The sequence below is a fragment of the Leptotrichia sp. genome, assembly GCF_057270615.1.
Genome location: NZ_DBHIXN010000005.1, coordinates 1968 through 20130, shown reverse-complemented (window position 1 = coordinate 20130; position 18163 = coordinate 1968). Strand labels below are relative to the sequence as shown.

16 protein-coding genes are annotated in these 18163 nt (G+C 29.2%); 15 read left to right on the top strand and 1 reads right to left on the bottom strand.

Features of this window, described 5'->3' with window-relative positions; genetic code table 11:
• Nucleotides 1–2 precede the first annotated feature (2 nt).
• From ACO409_RS01860 to ACO409_RS01815, 10 genes are all read left to right on the top strand, one after another.
• Nucleotides 3–983 carry an MlaA family lipoprotein gene (locus tag ACO409_RS01860; RefSeq protein ID WP_485554288.1) on the top strand — a complete coding sequence of 327 codons (981 nt, stop codon included), beginning with the start codon at nucleotides 3–5 and terminating at the stop codon, nucleotides 981–983.
• A gap of 72 nt (nucleotides 984–1055) precedes the next feature.
• The gene (glyA, locus tag ACO409_RS01855; protein ID WP_485554286.1) at nucleotides 1056–2300 is read left to right on the top strand and encodes a serine hydroxymethyltransferase; all 1245 of its coding nucleotides are present in this window, start codon (nucleotides 1056–1058) and stop codon (nucleotides 2298–2300) included.
• Nucleotides 2301–2327: 27 nt separating this feature from the next.
• Nucleotides 2328–3023 carry a ribonuclease PH gene (gene rph, locus ACO409_RS01850; protein ID WP_485554284.1) on the top strand — a complete coding sequence of 232 codons (696 nt, stop codon included), beginning with the start codon at nucleotides 2328–2330 and terminating at the stop codon, nucleotides 3021–3023.
• A gap of 146 nt (nucleotides 3024–3169) precedes the next feature.
• Nucleotides 3170–4228: a tyrosine-type recombinase/integrase gene (locus ACO409_RS01845; protein ID WP_485554282.1), complete on the top strand. Its 1059-nt coding sequence runs from the start codon at nucleotides 3170–3172 to the stop codon at nucleotides 4226–4228.
• A 65-nt stretch (nucleotides 4229–4293) separates the two neighbouring features.
• A complete protein-coding gene (gene yqeH / locus ACO409_RS01840) occupies nucleotides 4294–5415 on the top strand; it encodes a ribosome biogenesis GTPase YqeH (protein ID WP_485554280.1) in 1122 nt (373 codons plus the stop codon).
• A 173-nt stretch (nucleotides 5416–5588) separates the two neighbouring features.
• A complete protein-coding gene (locus ACO409_RS01835) occupies nucleotides 5589–6029 on the top strand; it encodes a competence protein ComE (RefSeq protein ID WP_485554278.1) in 441 nt (146 codons plus the stop codon).
• A gap of 77 nt (nucleotides 6030–6106) precedes the next feature.
• The gene (locus ACO409_RS01830; protein ID WP_485554276.1) at nucleotides 6107–6880 is read left to right on the top strand and encodes an MBL fold metallo-hydrolase; all 774 of its coding nucleotides are present in this window, start codon (nucleotides 6107–6109) and stop codon (nucleotides 6878–6880) included.
• Nucleotides 6881–6900: 20 nt separating this feature from the next.
• Nucleotides 6901–7434 carry a uracil-DNA glycosylase gene (locus ACO409_RS01825; RefSeq protein ID WP_485554274.1) on the top strand — a complete coding sequence of 178 codons (534 nt, stop codon included), beginning with the start codon at nucleotides 6901–6903 and terminating at the stop codon, nucleotides 7432–7434.
• Nucleotides 7435–7462: 28 nt separating this feature from the next.
• Nucleotides 7463–8566 (top strand): redox-regulated ATPase YchF, encoded by a 1104-nt coding sequence (gene ychF, locus ACO409_RS01820; RefSeq protein ID WP_485554272.1) that lies wholly within the window; start codon nucleotides 7463–7465, stop codon nucleotides 8564–8566.
• Complete coding sequence (locus ACO409_RS01815; protein WP_485554270.1) at nucleotides 8532–9311, top strand: hypothetical protein; 780 nt, start codon at nucleotides 8532–8534, stop codon at nucleotides 9309–9311. The genes ychF and ACO409_RS01815 overlap by 35 nt, the downstream gene beginning before the upstream one ends.
• A gap of 152 nt (nucleotides 9312–9463) precedes the next feature.
• Here the strand turns inward: ACO409_RS01815 and metH are convergent, their stop codons facing one another.
• Complete coding sequence (gene metH / locus ACO409_RS01810; protein WP_485554268.1) at nucleotides 9464–12973, bottom strand: methionine synthase; 3510 nt, start codon at nucleotides 12971–12973, stop codon at nucleotides 9464–9466.
• Between the two features lie 393 nt (nucleotides 12974–13366).
• Between metH and ACO409_RS01805 the strand changes: the two genes are divergently transcribed.
• From ACO409_RS01805 to ACO409_RS01785, 5 genes are all read left to right on the top strand, one after another.
• The gene (locus ACO409_RS01805; RefSeq protein ID WP_485554266.1) at nucleotides 13367–13606 is read left to right on the top strand and encodes a thioredoxin family protein; all 240 of its coding nucleotides are present in this window, start codon (nucleotides 13367–13369) and stop codon (nucleotides 13604–13606) included.
• A gap of 153 nt (nucleotides 13607–13759) precedes the next feature.
• Complete coding sequence (nrdI, locus tag ACO409_RS01800; RefSeq protein WP_485554264.1) at nucleotides 13760–14131, top strand: class Ib ribonucleoside-diphosphate reductase assembly flavoprotein NrdI; 372 nt, start codon at nucleotides 13760–13762, stop codon at nucleotides 14129–14131.
• Between the two features lie 176 nt (nucleotides 14132–14307).
• A complete protein-coding gene (nrdE, locus tag ACO409_RS01795) occupies nucleotides 14308–16407 on the top strand; it encodes a class 1b ribonucleoside-diphosphate reductase subunit alpha (protein ID WP_485554262.1) in 2100 nt (699 codons plus the stop codon).
• Nucleotides 16408–16440: 33 nt separating this feature from the next.
• A complete protein-coding gene (locus tag ACO409_RS01790; RefSeq protein WP_485554260.1) occupies nucleotides 16441–17022 on the top strand; it encodes a DUF6037 family protein in 582 nt (193 codons plus the stop codon).
• A 24-nt stretch (nucleotides 17023–17046) separates the two neighbouring features.
• Nucleotides 17047–17892 (top strand): S1 family peptidase, encoded by an 846-nt coding sequence (locus tag ACO409_RS01785; RefSeq protein WP_485554259.1) that lies wholly within the window; start codon nucleotides 17047–17049, stop codon nucleotides 17890–17892.
• Nucleotides 17893–18163 lie beyond the last annotated feature (271 nt).

Sequence of the window (18163 nt, the reverse complement as noted above, 5' to 3'; positions counted from 1 at the left end):
TAATGAAAGGAAAAAATAAATTATTAATATTTGGAGCTATGTTTGCTATTGCAACAATTGGAAAATCTGAATTAATGGAAATAAAAAACGAAGATACTGTGATGTTTTTGGATGAAAGCAATAAAGAGGCAAATGATGACCTTTTTGTTGAGTTTGAAGATGGAAAAAGAGCACAGGATCCTGATAAAAATATTGATTTAGTTCCACAGACAAATATAAAGACCAAAAAAAATAAATCTGATGTGAATAAATACATTGCTATTGAACAGGATGGCTATGGAGTGATGGCAGAAAACTTGGAAGAGCTAAATGAAGATTATATCGTATCAAGTCAAGTGTTTCAGCTAACTGGAATAAACGATTCACTGGAACCGTTTAACAGAAGAATGTATGCTTTTAATACACAATTTGATAGAAAGATAGCTTATCCAGCTTCACGTATATATGCGGCAGTTGTTCCAAAGCCAGTGAGAAAAGGAATTTCAAATTTTTATAATAACTTTAAGGAAATACCGACATTTGTAAATTCAGTTTTACAGTTAAAACCTGGAAAAGCTGCAAATGCACTTGGAAGATTTGTAGTAAATTCAACTGCAGGATTATTAGGAGTAACAGATGTTGCTAAAAATATTGGGTTAAAAAGTGATCCTGAAACAATGGGAGATACTTTAGGACATTATGGAATAGGAACAGGATCTTTTTTAGTTTTACCAGTGTTAGGTCCAAGTACTGTTAGAGATGCAGTTGGAACTGCAGCAGATACGGCGATGGAAGGTGCAGCAAGAGGAGTTGTGGATAAAAAGCTGTTTTTTGATACAGGAGTTTTTGACAAAAATGTATATGGGTTTACAAGACCAGTTGTAACAGGATTAAATGCACGTTCTTTGATTAGTATAAAATATGGAGATTTAAATTCTCCGTTTGAATATGATTTAGTAAAAGCTCTTTATTATAATTATAGAAAAATACAAACTATAAAATAGATATAAAACTAATATTATAATTATTTTTAATAAATTGTAAATATAAGAATAAAAAATAGGAGGAAACTTAAAATGAGTTATATAAAAGATGTTGATTTGGAAGTGTATAATGCGATAGTAGAAGAAGAAAAAAGACAGGAAGATGGAATCGAGCTTATAGCATCTGAAAATTTTGTTTCAAAGGCTGTGATGGAAGCGGCTGGATCTGTGTTTACTAATAAATATGCAGAAGGTTATCCTGGAAAAAGATATTATGGTGGATGTGTAAATGCTGATGTGGTGGAAAGTCTTGCGATTGAAAGATTGAAAAAAATATTTGGAGCAAAATATGCAAATGTTCAGCCACATTCTGGATCTCAAGCAAATATGGGAGTTTATGTCGGATTGCTTAATGCTGGGGACAAAATTTTGGGGATGAGTCTTAGTGCTGGTGGACATTTGACTCACGGTTATAAAATTAATTTTTCTGGAAAAAATTATATTGGGCTGGAATATGGATTAAATACTGAAACAGAACTAATTGACTATGAAGCAGTAAGAGAAATCGCATTAAGAGAGAAGCCTAAAATGATAGTTGCTGGAGCAAGTGCCTATTCAAGAATAATAGACTTTAAGAAATTTAGAGAAATTGCTGATGAAATTGGAGCATATTTAATGGTGGATATGGCTCATATTGCTGGACTTGTTGCAGCTGGACTTCATCCAAATCCATTGGAATATGCAGATGTAGTAACTTCTACAACTCATAAAACATTAAGAGGGCCTCGTGGTGGAGTAATTTTGACAAACAATGAAGAAATTGCTAAAAAAATTGACAAGACAATATTTCCTGGAATACAAGGAGGACCATTGGTTCATATAATCGCAGCAAAGGCAGTTGCATTTAAAGAAGCACTTAGTCCTGAATATAAAAAATATCAAGAACAAGTTGCAAAAAATGCAAAAGTTTTATCTGAAGAACTTACAAAAGGTGGACTTAGAATTGTAAGTGGTGGAACTGACAACCATTTAATGCTTGTAGATTTACGTCCAATGGGAGTTACTGGGAAATTAGCTGAAGCAAAATTGGAAGAAGCTGGAATAACTTGTAACAAAAATGCTATTCCAAATGATCCTGAAAAACCATTTGTTACAAGTGGAATAAGATTAGGAACACCTGCGATTACTACTCGTGGATTTAAGGAAGATGAAACAAGACAAGTGGCACAATTTATACTGACAGTTTTGAAAAATATAAATGACAGCGAAAAAATTGCCCAAGTAAAAGAACAAGTTTTTAAATTAACTGAAAAATTTCCACTTTATAAAGGAAAATAATTAGAAATTAAAAATTTAGGAGAAAATGTGAGAAATAATAACAGAAAAAATGATGAAATGCGAGAAGTAAAAGTAACTAAAAATTATATTATTCATCCAGAAGGTTCAGTCCTAATTGAATTTGGGAACACAAAAGTTATTTGTAATGCTACAATTGAAGAAAAAATTCCAAGATGGCTAAAAGGAACAAATTCTGGATGGATAACTGCTGAATACAGCATGCTTCCAAGAGCAACGCATACACGTGTCCAAAGGGAATCTGCAAAAGGGAAACTTGGCGGAAGAACTATGGAGATTCAGCGTTTAATTGGAAGGGCATTGAGAGCAGTAATAGATTTGGAAAAGCTGGGAGAAAGAACAGTAATGATTGACTGCGATGTGATTCAGGCTGATGGCGGAACAAGAACAGCTTCGATAACAGGTGCTTATCTTGCTTTGGAACTGGCAATTGAAAAGTTAATTGATCAAGGAAAATTAAAAGAAATTCCAATAAAGTCAAAAGTTGCGGCGATAAGTGTTGGAAAAGTTCATAATGAATTGCTGCTTGACTTGGAATATGAAGAGGATTCAAGGGCCGATGTGGATATGAATATTGTAATGAATGACAAGGGAGAATTTATTGAGCTGCAAGGAACAGGAGAAGAAGCAACATTCACACAAGCTGAACTTTTAAAATTTATCGAGCTTTCAAAGAATGCTTTTGATAAATTATTTAGTTTATAATTTTTTGCTTTTTTTCACAAATATATTCAAACTCATTTAAAATTGAACTGCTAAAAATCATATAGACTTAAAGTTTAAGTTTGGTTTTAAATCAATTTTGCTATAAAATAGAATTTTTAAGAAATTTTAAAATTGGAGAAATTTAAATGGAAAATGCTGAAAATGATGAATTAACAAAAAAAAATAATGAAGATGTACAAGAAATTAGAAAAAATGAAAATCTTGTGGTGTATGTAGATAAATTTTTATATTATGAAGAAGTTATTCTTGGTAAAAGTTTTAATACAATTAGAGGTTATCGGCGAGATTTGCTTCAATTTATAGAATATCTTGAGGAATATGAAGAAATTCATAATTTTGATGAAATTGAAATGATGACCTTTAGATCATTTATTGCCTATTTAAATTCTCCTAAAAGACTTGGAAAAGATAAAAAAGTTGAAAGCAAAAAAAATATAAAAAGTGTCGAAGATATGGTAAATAGTGATAACAAATCAAAAGTAAAGCCTGTTTCCAAGAGAAGTATAAATAGAAAAATTTCAGCACTTAGGACATTTTTTAAATATCTTCAGGAAATAAAAGTTATTGAAACAAATAAAGCCTCTTATGTAAATCTTCCAAAATTTGAAAAGGAATTGCCAAATGTGATTAACCGAGATGATTTGAATAGGCTAAGGCATGTTATAAGTACAGAAAAAATTACTGGTATTAGAGATAGGCTGATTATTGAGCTGCTATATTCCAGCGGACTTCGTTCAATTGAACTTATTAATTTGAACGAATTTATGATTGACATTGAAGAGCGGGAAATTCGTGTTGTTGGAAAAGGAGACAAGGAGCGAATTACCTTTTTTAGTGAAAATGCCAAAAAGTGGCTTATAAAATATATTGAAGAAAAGAAGAAGCAATATAACAATTATACTAGGGAAGTACTTATTGTAAACAGTAAAGGAAAAAAATTGACGACACGTTCGCTTAGAAGACTGATTTCGGCACATGCACATGAGGCTGGAATACAAAAGGAAATAACGCCACATGTATTTAGGCATTCATTTGCAATGGAACTTTTAAATAATGGTGTAGATATTCGCTATTTACAAGAACTTTTGGGGCATAGCAGTATTGCTGCAACACAAGTGTATACACAAGTAAATAAGGATTTTTTACGGAATATTTATATGAATACACATCCGTTGTCTAAGTAATAGTAAATTTTAGAAATTTTATAATTTAAGTATATTTAGTAAATAATGGAAAATAGGAGGAAATTTTGATTAAAAAAAAATGTAGCGGCTGTGGAATTGAGCTGCAGTTTGAAGATAAAAATAAGGAGGGGTATGTTCCTGAAGAAAAATTTTTGATGCACGATAATTTACTTTGTCAAAGATGTTTTAAGATTAAGAATTATGGGGAAAATCTGGTAAATAATTTTAGTAAGGAAGATTATTTGAAAGAAGTAAATGAAAGTGTAAAAAAATCAGATATAATATTACCAATATTTGATATTATTGATTTTGAAGGTTCATTTACTGAGGAAATTTTGGATTATTTGAGGGATTATAGATCAATAATTTTGGTTAATAAGATTGATCTTATGCCTGATTTTATACATCCAGCAGAAATTTCAAACTGGATAAAGGACAGACTTGCTGAAGAGGATATTGTTCCTGAAGATATTGCCTTTATCAGTGCTAAAAGCAAATATGGAATAAATGGAATAATTAGAAAAATTAAAAATATTTTTCAAAATAAAAAAGTAAAGGCAACTGTTCTGGGAGTTTCAAATGCAGGAAAATCTTCGGTTATAAATTTACTTTTGGGAAATAATAGAATAACAACTTCAAAATATTCAGGTACAACTTTAAAATCAATTAATAATAAAGTTCCAAATAGCGAAATTACAATAATTGATACACCTGGGCTTATTCCAGATGGGAGAGTTTCTGATTTGATTAGTGTAGAAAGTGGCTTAAAACTTGTACCATCTGGAGAGATTTCTAGAAAAACTTTTAAATTGGAAGAAAATCAAGTATTTATGTTTGATGCTTTTTGCAGGTTTAAAGTATTGGAAAATGAACTTTTGAAAAAAGGGAGCAAGCCAATTTTTTCTGCCTATGCTTCAAAAAGTGTAAAATTCCATATAGCTCGTGAGGAAAGAGTAGATGCTTTGCTAAATGGAAATTTTTTTGAAATTTTACAAGGAAATGAAAAGAAAAAATATCTTGAAAATGAATTTGTAACTTGTGAAGTGGAAATTGGAGAAAATGAGGAACTGGCAATTGCTGGACTTGGATGGATTAATGTTAAAAGAGGACCATTAAAAATAAAATTGGAAATTCCAAAACAAGTAAAAGTAATTGTAAGACCATCAATTTTTAGAAACAAAAAATAATTTTTAGAAAGGAGAGAGGGTGTCTCATAAATCAAAAATAATTTTACTAACATAAATATTGTATATTTTTTAAAATCAAAAAATACTATTTTTACTAGTTTTATAAATATAGTAAAATATATAAAACTTATGATTTAGTAATTTTATTTACATTTTGAGACAGCCCCAAGAAAATGGCTTTCGATAATGATTATTATTATGGGAATAATAGAGCAAAAATAACTAGAAAAGTTATTTTTCGAGGAATAGTTTTTCTTATAGTTGCAATTATTGCGATTTTTAATGTTGTTATATTATTTTCAAGAAAAATGGATAAACTTATAAGTGCTGATATTCAAGTAGAAACTGTAAAATTACAAAATGCAGTAAAAAAATTTAAAGAAGTGACAGGTGCAAATCCTAAATTATCAGGACTTGAAGACAGCCTTCAAAATGTAAGAAGTGCAGATGGAAAATATAATTTTGAAACTTTTTATGGAAGTGAAAAAATTTATGAAATTCCTGAAAATATAAAGAATCACAGGGAAAGAAGTAATAGAATTGTAATAAAGAAAGATGGAAAAGGTGGATGGTTTTATGATGAAATAAAAGGAACTGTTTCACCAAATATTTAAAATATAAAAAATTTAAAAGTGGGGGAATTAAAAAATAGGTAAAATAAAAACTTAGTCAGAAAGAAGATTAGAAAATAATGAAATTTTCAAGTTTGGGAAGTGGAAGTAGCGGAAATTCTAGCTACATTGAGATGGGGAACAAAAAGTTTTTGATAGATGCAGGATTTAGTGGTAAAAAAATTGTAGAAAAATTAAATAATATTGAAAAAAGAATAGAAGATATAACGGGAATATTCGTGACTCACGAACATTCTGACCATGTTAAGGGGCTTGGAGTTGTGTCAAGAAAATATGATATTCCAATTTATCTTCATGAAATGACTTATAGCGTTATTAGAGAAAAGATTGGTAAAATTGATAAAAAGAATTTAAATTTTATAAAGGAAGATAAAACTATAATTGAAAACTGTGTAATTAATAATTTTGAAGTGATGCACGATGCGAAAAAATGTCTAGGATATACGTTTGAATATGAAGGGAAAAAGTTATCTTATGCAAGTGATGTTGGATGCGTGAACAACATTATTAAAGAAAATTTGAAAAATAGTGATGTAATCGTTTTGGAAAGTAATTATGACTATAATATGTTAATGACAGGGCCTTACCATTGGGAATTAAAAAATCGTGTAAAAGGAAGAAATGGCCATTTATCAAATTCAGAAGCATCAAAATTAATTGCTCAAGTGCTTAATGAAAAATTAAAAAAAATTTATTTGATGCATATAAGCAAAGATAATAATACGCCTGAATTGGCATATAATTCGCTATATGAAATTTTGGAGCGTGAAAATAAAAGTTATTTAGAAATTGAAGTCATTAATGAAGAAGGAACAGGAATTTATAAAATATAAAAAAAAATAAAGGAAAAGTTATGTGGAATGACTTAAAATTGGAAATCGACATTTGTACTAAATGTATTTTGGAAAAAACTCGAATTAATCCAATTGTCGGGGAAGGGAATGAAAAGGCAAAGGTACTGTTTGTATTGGATAGTGTAAGTGAAGAAGAAGATATAAAGCAGCAGCTTCTTGTTGATAAAAATGGAAAATATTTTAAAAAATTTTTGGAATATTCAAAGTTGGACTTAAAAAAATGCTATTTTACGACACTTACAAAATGCAGTTCTCATGGTAATTTAGTGGAGCAAGAGAGCATTTTGAAATGTAATGAGTTTTTGATAGCACAAATTGCCTTGATAAATCCTGAATATATTGTGACGGTTGGAGAAAGGGCGACTAAATCACTTTTAGAAAATGAAGGAAAAGAAGATATAAAGGATTTGGTTGGAAAAGTGTTTGATTTTTATGGAGAAATTAAAATTGTACCAATTTATGATATTTCCTATTTGTTTAAAGCAACAGACAAGGAAAAATGGAAATTGATAAAAATTTTGGAAAAATTATAATAAAAAAAATAAGAAAGGAAAAAATATAATGATAGGAATAGGTATTGTAGGATTACCAAATGTAGGAAAATCAACATTATTTAATGCGATAACAAAGACACAAAATGCAGAGGCGGCTAATTATCCGTTTGCAACAATTGAACCTAATATAGGGCTTGTAAGTGTACCCGATCCACGTTTGAAAGATTTGGAAAAAGTAGTCAATCCAGAAAAAACAGTTGGAGCAACAGTAGAATTTGTCGACATTGCAGGACTGGTAAAAGGTGCATCAAAAGGAGAAGGGCTTGGGAATCAGTTTTTGTCAAATATTAGAAATACGGCTGCAATCTGTCAAGTTGTAAGATGCTTTGATGATGATAATATTATTCACGTAGAAGGAAGCGTTGATCCTGTAAGAGATATTGAAACAATTAATGCTGAACTAATCTTTGCTGATTTAGAAACAGTTGAAAGAGCACTTCAAAAAAATCATAAACTGGTTCGTGGAGGAAATGCTGAAGGAAAGGAATTGGTTGCGGTTCTTGAAAAATGTAAAGCTCATTTAGAAGAGTTTAAATTATTAAAGACTTTAGAATTTACTCAAAGAGAAGAAGAACTAATAAAAGTTTATCAATTTTTAACAATAAAGCCAATGATGTTTGCAGCAAATATTTCTGAAGATGACTTGACAAGCGGAACTGAAAACGACTATGTAAAAAAAGTTAGGGAATTTGCAAAACAGTATGACAGCGAAGTCGTGACTTTTTCGGCAAAAGTGGAGGCTGAATTAATCGAAATTGAAGATGAAGAAGAAAGACAAATGTTTATTGATGAACTTGGAATTAAAGAGCCTAGTTTAAATAGATTAATTCGTGCTGGATTTAAATTATTGGGATTAATTACATATTTTACGGCTGGAGTGAAGGAAGTCAGAGCTTGGACGATTAAACAAGGGACAAATGCACAAAAATCAGCTAGTGAAATTCATACGGATATTGAAAAAGGATTTATTCGTGCCGAAGTTGTTTCATTTGATAAATTTATTGAATTAAATGGATGGAATGGAGCTAAAGAGAAAGGTGCGATGAGACTTGAAGGAAAAGAGTATATTGTGCAAGATGGGGATGTTATGTTCTTTAGGTTTAATGTTTAAGAAAAAAATGATTTTTCTTTTTCTTCTTTTATTTAGTTCAATAGTTATATTTGGTAATACAGATAACCAGACTTTAGAAGTTTGTAAATATTTTAAAGGTGGAGACAGTAAGAAAAAATTTGATCCATATACTGGAAAAACAAATATTCCTTTTAAAAATGGTACTTACAAATGTGAAAACACGAATGTTTCGTTTAGAGTATTTATATTGAGATATCTTTATGTTGATGATTTGGATATTTCTGGAACATTAACTTTTGAAATAAAAAATGGAAGAATGGTAAAATTTGAAGCAAGAGATTCAAAAACTGGTAAATTAGAATTTTCTGCACAATATAATCAAAGTGGACCTGTTGGGGAAATGTATGTTGATAAATCTTTTGGATTTGGTAATAAAAATTCTTTAAAATTAAATTATAAAAATGGTAAACCAGTTGGAGAAATGGAAGAGTATTATGATAATGGGAAACTTTATAGAAAATCTACTTTGAGAAAGAAAAATAATTTTCATCCATTTAGTAATCCAGATGATTTTAAAGATTATGTGGAATATTATGAAATATATGATATAGATACAGGAGAAATTGTAAAAAAAGAAAGTTTAGCTAATAAAACAGGAATTATCTGGAGATACAATTCTAAGACTGGAAAATTGGAAATGGAAAGTCATTTGGAAAATGGGAAAATATTTTTGGAAAAAGAGTATGGAGAAGATGGAAAAATAATTCAGGAATATAATTATTAAGATAAAATATTTAAAATAATCGTTGTGATAAAAAGCAGCGGTTTTTTATTTAGTATTAGTTTCTTCTATTTTGTTCTTTTTTGTAAAAAAATAGGGTGTCTCACATTTATGAGACAGGCCCTTGTTAAAAAAAGTAACTTCAATTACAAATTTTACATATTAAAATACTTACAAAATGGCTGAGAAAATACAATCGCACTTACTGTCGCTTCCGGGTACATCATAAATTCTTCTGTCAATGTAATTCCGTATCTTTCTGGTTTCAATAAATTAAACAATTTTCTTTGGTCACTTAAATCTGGGCAGGCTGGATAACCAAAAGAATAACGATTTCCTTGATATTGAGCATTTAAAATCTCATTTAGAGAGATATTTTTATCAATGATTCCAACATCTTGACGCATCATTTTGTGAATATACTCAGATGTTGCTTCGGCAAGTTCAAGTCCTACAGAATTTACAATATGTCCACGGTAAAATTCGCCTTTTTCTTTTAATTCATTGGAAACAAGTCTTGATTTTTCTCCTGCAGTTGCGACAAAAAATCCGATGTAGTCGATTCCATCTGGATTTACATAATCATTTAATGATAAATATTGTCCATATTTTTGTCTTGGGAAATCAAAAGTTTCCAAAACTGTTGAAAGATCGTCTGATAAAACTTCTATTTTAAAGTCATCTTTTCTTTTTCCAGATTTTCTTCGTACAGGAAAAAATTTGTAAATAGCTTTTATATCAAAATATTCATCTCCATTTTCTATAATATCTTGAATTTCATTATATAATTTAATTGTTCGTGGATCTTGTTTTTCAATTAAGTTATTTACAATCCATTTCATTCCAAGATGTTTTCCAATAAGCATTTGTAAATTTACAAATGGAAATACATCCTTTGCTTTTATATTCGTTAAAATTTGTTTATTCAAAGTTTGAGGCTTATAAATTTTTTCAAAGGTATATTTTGGCAGTTCAACTTTTGAAAAGTCAAATGTACCGTCAGCATCTTTAATATCACTTACTGTTGGCTTAACTTTTAACTGTTCAAGTTTTTTTGTATCTTTAATTGTTACTAATTCTCTACGTTTTTGCAAATATTCCTTAAATTCTTCAAATTTTTTCTCATCAATCATTTTATTTAGATCAGCAAGGGCAGTCATTGCATCTCTTGAATAAATTACAATATTATTTTTATAGGCAGGCTCAATTTTGTTTACAGTAAATTTTTCTGTAAGAGCAGCACCTCCTACAAATATTGGAATATCAATTCCAGCTTCACGTAAAACGTCCATAGTATTTACCATTTCTGTGGCAGATTTCACAAGAAGCCCAGAAAGTCCAAGAAAATCAGCTTTATGTTCAATGATTGCTTCACGGATTTTTTCTGCAGAAGCATTGATTCCAAGGTCAATTACTTCATAACCGTTATTTCCAATAATTATTCCAACCAGATTTTTTCCAATGTCGTGGACATCCCCTTTTACAGTTGCCATGACTACTTTTCCTTTTACAGATGACTCATCTTTTTTCATAAATTGTTCCAAATGTGAAACAGAAGCCTTCATAACTTCGGCACTTTGTAGCACTTCAGCAACAATTAAGTCATTTTTGTTAAACAGTCTTCCCACTTCATCCATTCCAGTCATCAAAGGTCCATTTATAATTTCAATTGGTGAATATTTTTTTAATAATTCGTCTAATAAAGTTGTCAAATCCTTTTTACTTCCTTCTACAACTAAATTTGCAACTTTTTCTTCGGTAGTTAAATTACTTGTATCAGCAACTTTTTTGACAGCCTTTTTTTCACGATAGAAATTTGCAAATTTTGATACATTTTCGTCATTTGTATGAAATAAAATATTTTCCGACAATTTCTTTTCTTCATCTGAAATTTCATTCATTGGAATAACTTTTTCTGTGTTTATAATAGCGTAATCCAGTCCAGCTTCGTATGCTTTTTGCATGTAATAAGTATTTAGAACTTCCCTTCCCGCAATTGGTAGTCCAAATGAAACGTTGCTCACTCCAAGAATTGTTTTTACATTCGGCATTTCTGCTTTAATTTGTCTAATTGCTTCAATTGTCGCAGTGGCAGAGCCAATATATTTTTGATCTCCTGTGGCAACTGGGAAAACTAATGTATCAAAAATTATATCTCTTTCGTCAATTCCATATTTTTTGGTAAGAAGTTCATAACTTCTTCTAGCAACTTTTAATTTTTTTTCAACAGAAACAGCCATTCCTTCTTCATCAATCAGTCCCACAACGACAGAAGCCCCAAAATCTTTGATAACTTTTGCCATATCAGTAAATTTCTTTTCTCCGTCTTCAAGATTGATCGAATTTATAATACCTTTCCCTTGCAAATAAGTAAGTCCTTCTTTAACAACATTTATATCAGTCGAATCAATCATAAGTGGCACTTTAGCAAACTTTGATACTTTGTCCAAAAATGATTTCATATCAGCAATTTCATCTCTGTCAGGATTCGCAAGGCAAATATCAATTACATCTGCTCGTCCTTTGATTTGAAGTCTAGCAACTTCTGTTGCCTCATCAAATTTTTCACTGGCAATTAAGTTTTTAAAAATACGTGAACCGATTACATTTGTACGTTCTCCTACATAAATTGGACGATTTTTTGGTGTTTCCAGAGCTATTAGTCCTGAAACATCGTTAAAATCTTTGCTTTTGTCAATAACTCTTGGCTCGTAATTTACGCTTTTTTCTTTGATTTTCTTGATATATTCAGGTGTAGTACCACAGCATCCTCCAACAATATTTAAATAGTGATTTTTGAAAAATGGTTCAATTTTTGCTGATAAAGTATCTGGGGTTTCTTCATATTCTCCATCTTCGTTAGGTAGGCCAGCATTTGGATAAACTGAAATATATGTATTTGAAATATTATTTAATGTTTTTAAAAATTGAGTCATAAATTCAGGCCCTGTTGCACAATTTAGTCCCACAGAAAATGGATTCATGTGATTTACGGCATAATAAAAGGCATCTGCAGTTTGTCCTGCAAGTGTAGTTCCTGTACTTTCAATTGTAAATGATAGCATTAACGGTACAGTATAATTTTCTTCCATAGCCTTTTTAAGTCCCAAATAAGCAGCTTTTAAATTTCTAGTATCTTGAATTGTCTCAAATAAAATTAAATCAACTCCACCAGCAAGAAGCCCTGAAACAGCAGTATAATAATTATTGATAAGTTCCTCAAAAGTAACTCCGCCAGTAACACTAATTGACTTATTAGAAGGTCCTAATGCTCCTGCAACATAAAGATTTCGTGTAACTTCAGGATGCTCACTTTTATATTCTGCAATAGCTTCATTTACAAGTTCAGCAGCTCTTTTATTCATCTCAAAAACCTTATCTTCCAAGCCATAATCTTTTAATACAATATCTAAAGCTCCAAAGCTGTTAGTTTCGATAATGTCACTTCCTGCTTCTAAATACCTTTTATGAATATTTTTAATAATATTAGGTCTTTGCAGCACAAGATAGTCGTTACATCCCTCGTATTTTTCTCCTCCAAAGTCATCAGCAGTCAAATTTTCTTGCTGTATCATTGTCCCCATTGCTCCATCTAGCAGTAATATTTTATTTTTTAAATCATTTTGTAATAAGTTGTATGAATTTTTATATTGTACTTTCATCATTTGTTCAACTCCCATAAGTAAATTTATATTACTTTATTCTATCATAAAAAAATCTATGTGTATATAGAAATATTAATTTTATTTTTTCTCAAATAAATTTATTATATAAACTTAGGATTTGAGCAAAATAATCGTAGCTTTTGAGTTTATTTTTGAATTAGTTTTACTATAGTAATGAATAATTGTTTTTCTATATATAAAATATATAATTAATGAAACCCTTTATTTATCAACTTAGAAAACTCTTTAATCAAAAATTAAATATAATCTTATTGAAAAATTTTCAAAAATAAGATACACTAGATATACGATAAAAAAATCAAATAAAACACAATATATTGTGTTTTTGTATATTAAAACAAAAAATATATATAAATTGGAGGAAAAATTAAGATGAAAAAATTAGTGAAATTTGAAAAAAATGACTGTAATCCATGTGCAATGGTATCAGATTTATTAGATAAAAAAGGTGTAGAATATGAAAGAATAAATCCTTTTGATAATCCAGAATTAGCTGTAAAATACAGAGTGAGAAGTGTTCCAACAGTAATTTTATTTGAAGAAGATGAAGAAATTAAAAGAACAACTGGATTTAAACCAGAAGAAATCAATGAAATTATTTCAATGCTATAATTTAAAAAAAAGTAATATTAAGATAATAAAAATACAATTTAAATCAATTGATAATACTACTCAAAACAATTTTTATTAAAATATTCAGTTTTGAGTATATTTTTACAAAAAAATTTAAAAAATTTGGCATAAATAAAAAAGCAGGTGAGCTTAATGTATATATATTATGATTCAAAGACAGGAAATGTCCAAAGATTTATAAAAAAAATGGAAAAACAGCGTTCAGATTGGCATTTTATAAAAATAGATCCAAATTTGAAAATTGAAAACGAAGGACATTTTTTGACATTTACGACAAAAATTGGAGAAGTTCCAGAAACAACAGACAAGTTTTTAGAAAATGGAAATAATAGCAAATTGATAAAATCGGTGAGTTCTAGCGGAAATAGAAACTGGGGACAATTTTTTGCACTAGCAGCTGATAAGATTCAGGAAAAATATGGCATTCCAGTTTTAATGAAATTTGAGTTGTCAGGGACAAATACAGAAGTGGAAAATTATATTGAATATTTGGAAAATAACTAATTTTATTACAAATTATTTTAATGAAAATCTAAGTTTATATAATCTTTAGTAGTTTAATTTTAAATGAGTTTAAGTGTATTAACAATAATTTGTTTTAAAATTGAAAGAAAAAGTATTAATTTTATGTAAGCATATAAATTTAGTTGAATTATAAAATAAAAAATGGGAGAAGAGTAATGGTAGATAAAAGAGCTAAAAAATGGATATACTTAAATAATGAAATAATGGTTAAAAAAGGTGAAGATTTTCAGCTTGAAAAGGATAAAGAAGCTGTTTATTCATATTTTGTGGATTATGTAAATAAAAATACTGTATTTTTTCATAATTTAGAAGAAAAAATGAGATATTTAATAAAAAATGACTATTATATCGATTTTTATCAAATGTATAGTCACGATGAAATTAAAGAGCTTTTTAAAATGGTTTATGATAAGAAATTTAGATTCGCTTCATTTATGAGTGCTTCCAAATTTTATCAAAGCTATGCGTTAATGGATGATACTGGAGAAAAATTTTTAGAGAGATATGAGGATAGAATTTCGGCAGTTTCATTGTATTTGGCACAGGGGAACTTTGAGAAGGCAAAAGAATATGCTTTGATGTTAATAAATCAAGAGTATCAACCAGCTACTCCTACTTTTTTAAATTCTGGGAAAAAGAGATCTGGAGAACTTGTTTCTTGCTTTCTAGATGAAATGGGAGATAATTTGAGTGGAATCGGGTATATTTTTGATTCTTCAATGAAACTTTCTTCGATTGGAGGAGGAGTTTCGATTAACCTTTCCAAAATTAGAGCAAGAGGTGAATCTATTAAAGGAGTGGAAGGTAGAGCTTCTGGGGTTTTACCAATTATGAAAATATTAGAGGATATTTTTTCATATGCAAATCAGTTGGGGCAAAGAGCTGGAGCTGGGGCAGTTTACTTGAATGTATTTCACTCAGATATTAATGAATTTTTAGACAGTAAAAAAATAAATGTAGACGAAAAAATTAGAATAAAATCACTATCAATTGGAGTTATAATTCCAGATAAATTTATGCAGTTAGCAATGGAAGATGAAGTTTGCTATACATTCAATCCACACACAGTATTTCTAGAATATGGACAATACTTGGATGAAATGGATATGAATGAAATGTACGAAAAATTAGTTGACAATCCAAATGTTAAAAAGAAAAAAATAAACGCAAGAGAACTTCTTGTAAAAATTTCTCAAACACAAAAAGAAAGCGGATATCCTTATTTATTCTTTAAAGATAATGTGAATAAGGAACATGCATTAAAAGGAATTGGAACGGTTAAATTCTCAAATTTGTGTACTGAAATAATGCAGTTGTCAGAAGTTTCAGATATTAATGCTTATTATGAAGAAGATACGATAAGAAGAGGAATATCATGTAACTTAGGTTCATTAAATATTGCAACTGTTATGGAAAATAAAAGAATAAAAGAAGCTACGAAAGCTGCAATTGATTCACTTACAATGGTTTCAGATTTAACAAACATTGATGTTGTTCCGACAATAAAAAAAGCAAATGAGGAATTACATTCTGTAGGACTTGGAGCAATGAATTTACATGGATTTTTAGCTAAAAACTTCATTATGTATGAAAGCAAAGAAGCACTTGATTTCTGTAATGTATTCTTTATGATGGTTAATTTCTATTCATTGGAAAGATCAATGGAAATCGCAAAAGAAAGAGGCGAAACATTCAAAGATTTTGAAAAATCCGAATACGCCAACGGAAACTACTTCAATAAATATGTAACAAAAGAATACATGCCTCAAACAGAAAAAGTAAAATCACTATTTGAAGGAATCTACATCCCAACAAAAGAAGACTGGGCAAACTTAAAAGAGCAAGTAATGAAACATGGAATCTACAACGCCTACCGAATGGCAATAGCTCCAAATCAATCAACATCATACATTATGAACTCGACAGCCTCAGTAATGCCAGTAGTTGACACAATAGAAGTTAGAGAATATGGAGATAGTACGACTTTCTACCCAATGCCATACTTAACAAATGACAACTTCTTCTTCTATAAATCAGCCTACGATATGGATCAAAAAAATATCTTGAAACTGATTTCTGTAATTCAAAGACACGTAGACCAAGGAATCTCGACTATTTTGTATACAAAAAGTACAGATAGCACTAGAGATTTGGCTAGACTTTATATTTATGCTCATAGATTAGGGTTGAAGTCGCTTTATTATACTAGAACTAGGAAGGCGACTATTGAGGAGTGTGTTTCATGTTCGGTATAGAAAAGTGCTGATTTAAAAAAGGAGGATATTCAAATGATAAAAATGGATAATTTAGAAAATTTATATAATTCAATGAAAACAGAAAATCAAGCAAGAGTTGCATTTCCTTTTGAATATAATGAAAGAGGTTTTAGCTGTCTTTTTTTAGTGGATATTTTGCCATACAGATTACATGTTTCAAGTTTAGGTAATAGACCTTTTATAATTGAATTTGAACTAAATGAACAATTTGAAATTAAAGAAAATATGAATAAAGAGGATTATAAAAATTTAGTTAGATATTTAAATTTAAGATATAATCCTGAAAATAGATTTAAACCTAAATTTTTTTTAGAAAGATTAAACTTAGGAATTCCTATACATACAAGAAATCCAAATTATAGTGAAGTTTTAAGAAATTCTAGAAATATTGAAGAAAATGAAAAAATATATTTTTGCGGTTGGCTAGATAATAAAAAAAGAAATTATAATGTTTCACCAAAAAATTTATATAAGACTAAAATTGCTTTTGGAGATAAGTATTTTGAAATTTGTAGAAAAAATAATATAAGTTCTAGATGGACTAATGTAAAAAATGAAGAAAGAATAAATGAAATAAATAATATTTTAGATTAGATAGTGAACATGGAGAATTTAGAAATGAATATAAACAATTTAAATGTAACTGAATTTATAATTTCAACAACTATCAGGATAGAAACAGAAACATTGGAAGGTATTTGCACAGGTACAGGATTCTTTTTTGATTTTTGTATAGAAGGCAATAGATATATTCCTGCAATAGTTACAAATAAACATGTTATACAAGGAGCAATAAATGGAAAATTAAAATTTTCTTTATGTGATAATAACGGAAATAAACTGAATAATGAATTTTATGATATAATAATAGAGAATTTTGAAAATCAATGGATTAAGCATCCTAGTTCAGAAATAGATTTATGCATTTTGCCAATCGCACATATATGTAATACGGCTAAGGCAGAGAATAAAAGGTTATTTTATACAACTTTAAGCATAGAATATATACCTACAGAAAGAGAAATAGAAGAAACCTTTTTTAAAATAGAAGAAATAACAACTATAGGCTATCCTGATGGAATATGGGATGAAAAAAACAATATTCCTATTGTTAGAAAAGGGATTACAGCAACGCCTTTACAATTAGATTTTAATGGGAAACCAGAATTTTTGATAGATACTTCAATATATGGTGGTTCAAGTGGTTCACCAGTATACATTTTAAATAATGGAGTGTTCCAACCTGCTAATAATGATAGAGCAGTTATGGGGATTAGACTAAAATTACTAGGAATTGTGTATGCGACATATCTACATACAGTTGAAGGAGATATAAAAATTATAAATACTCCAGTATCAAAAATTCCTATAACACAAACCCAAATTCCTAATAATTTAGGGATAGTTATTCATTCTAGAATGTTACTCGATTTCGAAAAAGAATTAAAAAAAATTCAATTGTAAATTATAAAAAATTACGGAGACTTGCTTTTAAGTAATCAAAAAACTTTTTACATTTGACAAATATCAAAATATAGAGTACACTAATTTTAGTGATCGTACTACAAGAATAACCCACTTAATTGTGCGTTGTTGTAGACTGTAGAAAAAGCTCTTTCAATTTTGATAGGGCTTTTTTGCATTTTTGATATAAAAGGGTGAAAGGGAATGGACAAGCCATTTAATCATTTGAAAGCATTGTATGATTTTGATAAAAGTTTGAGAATGTTGTTTT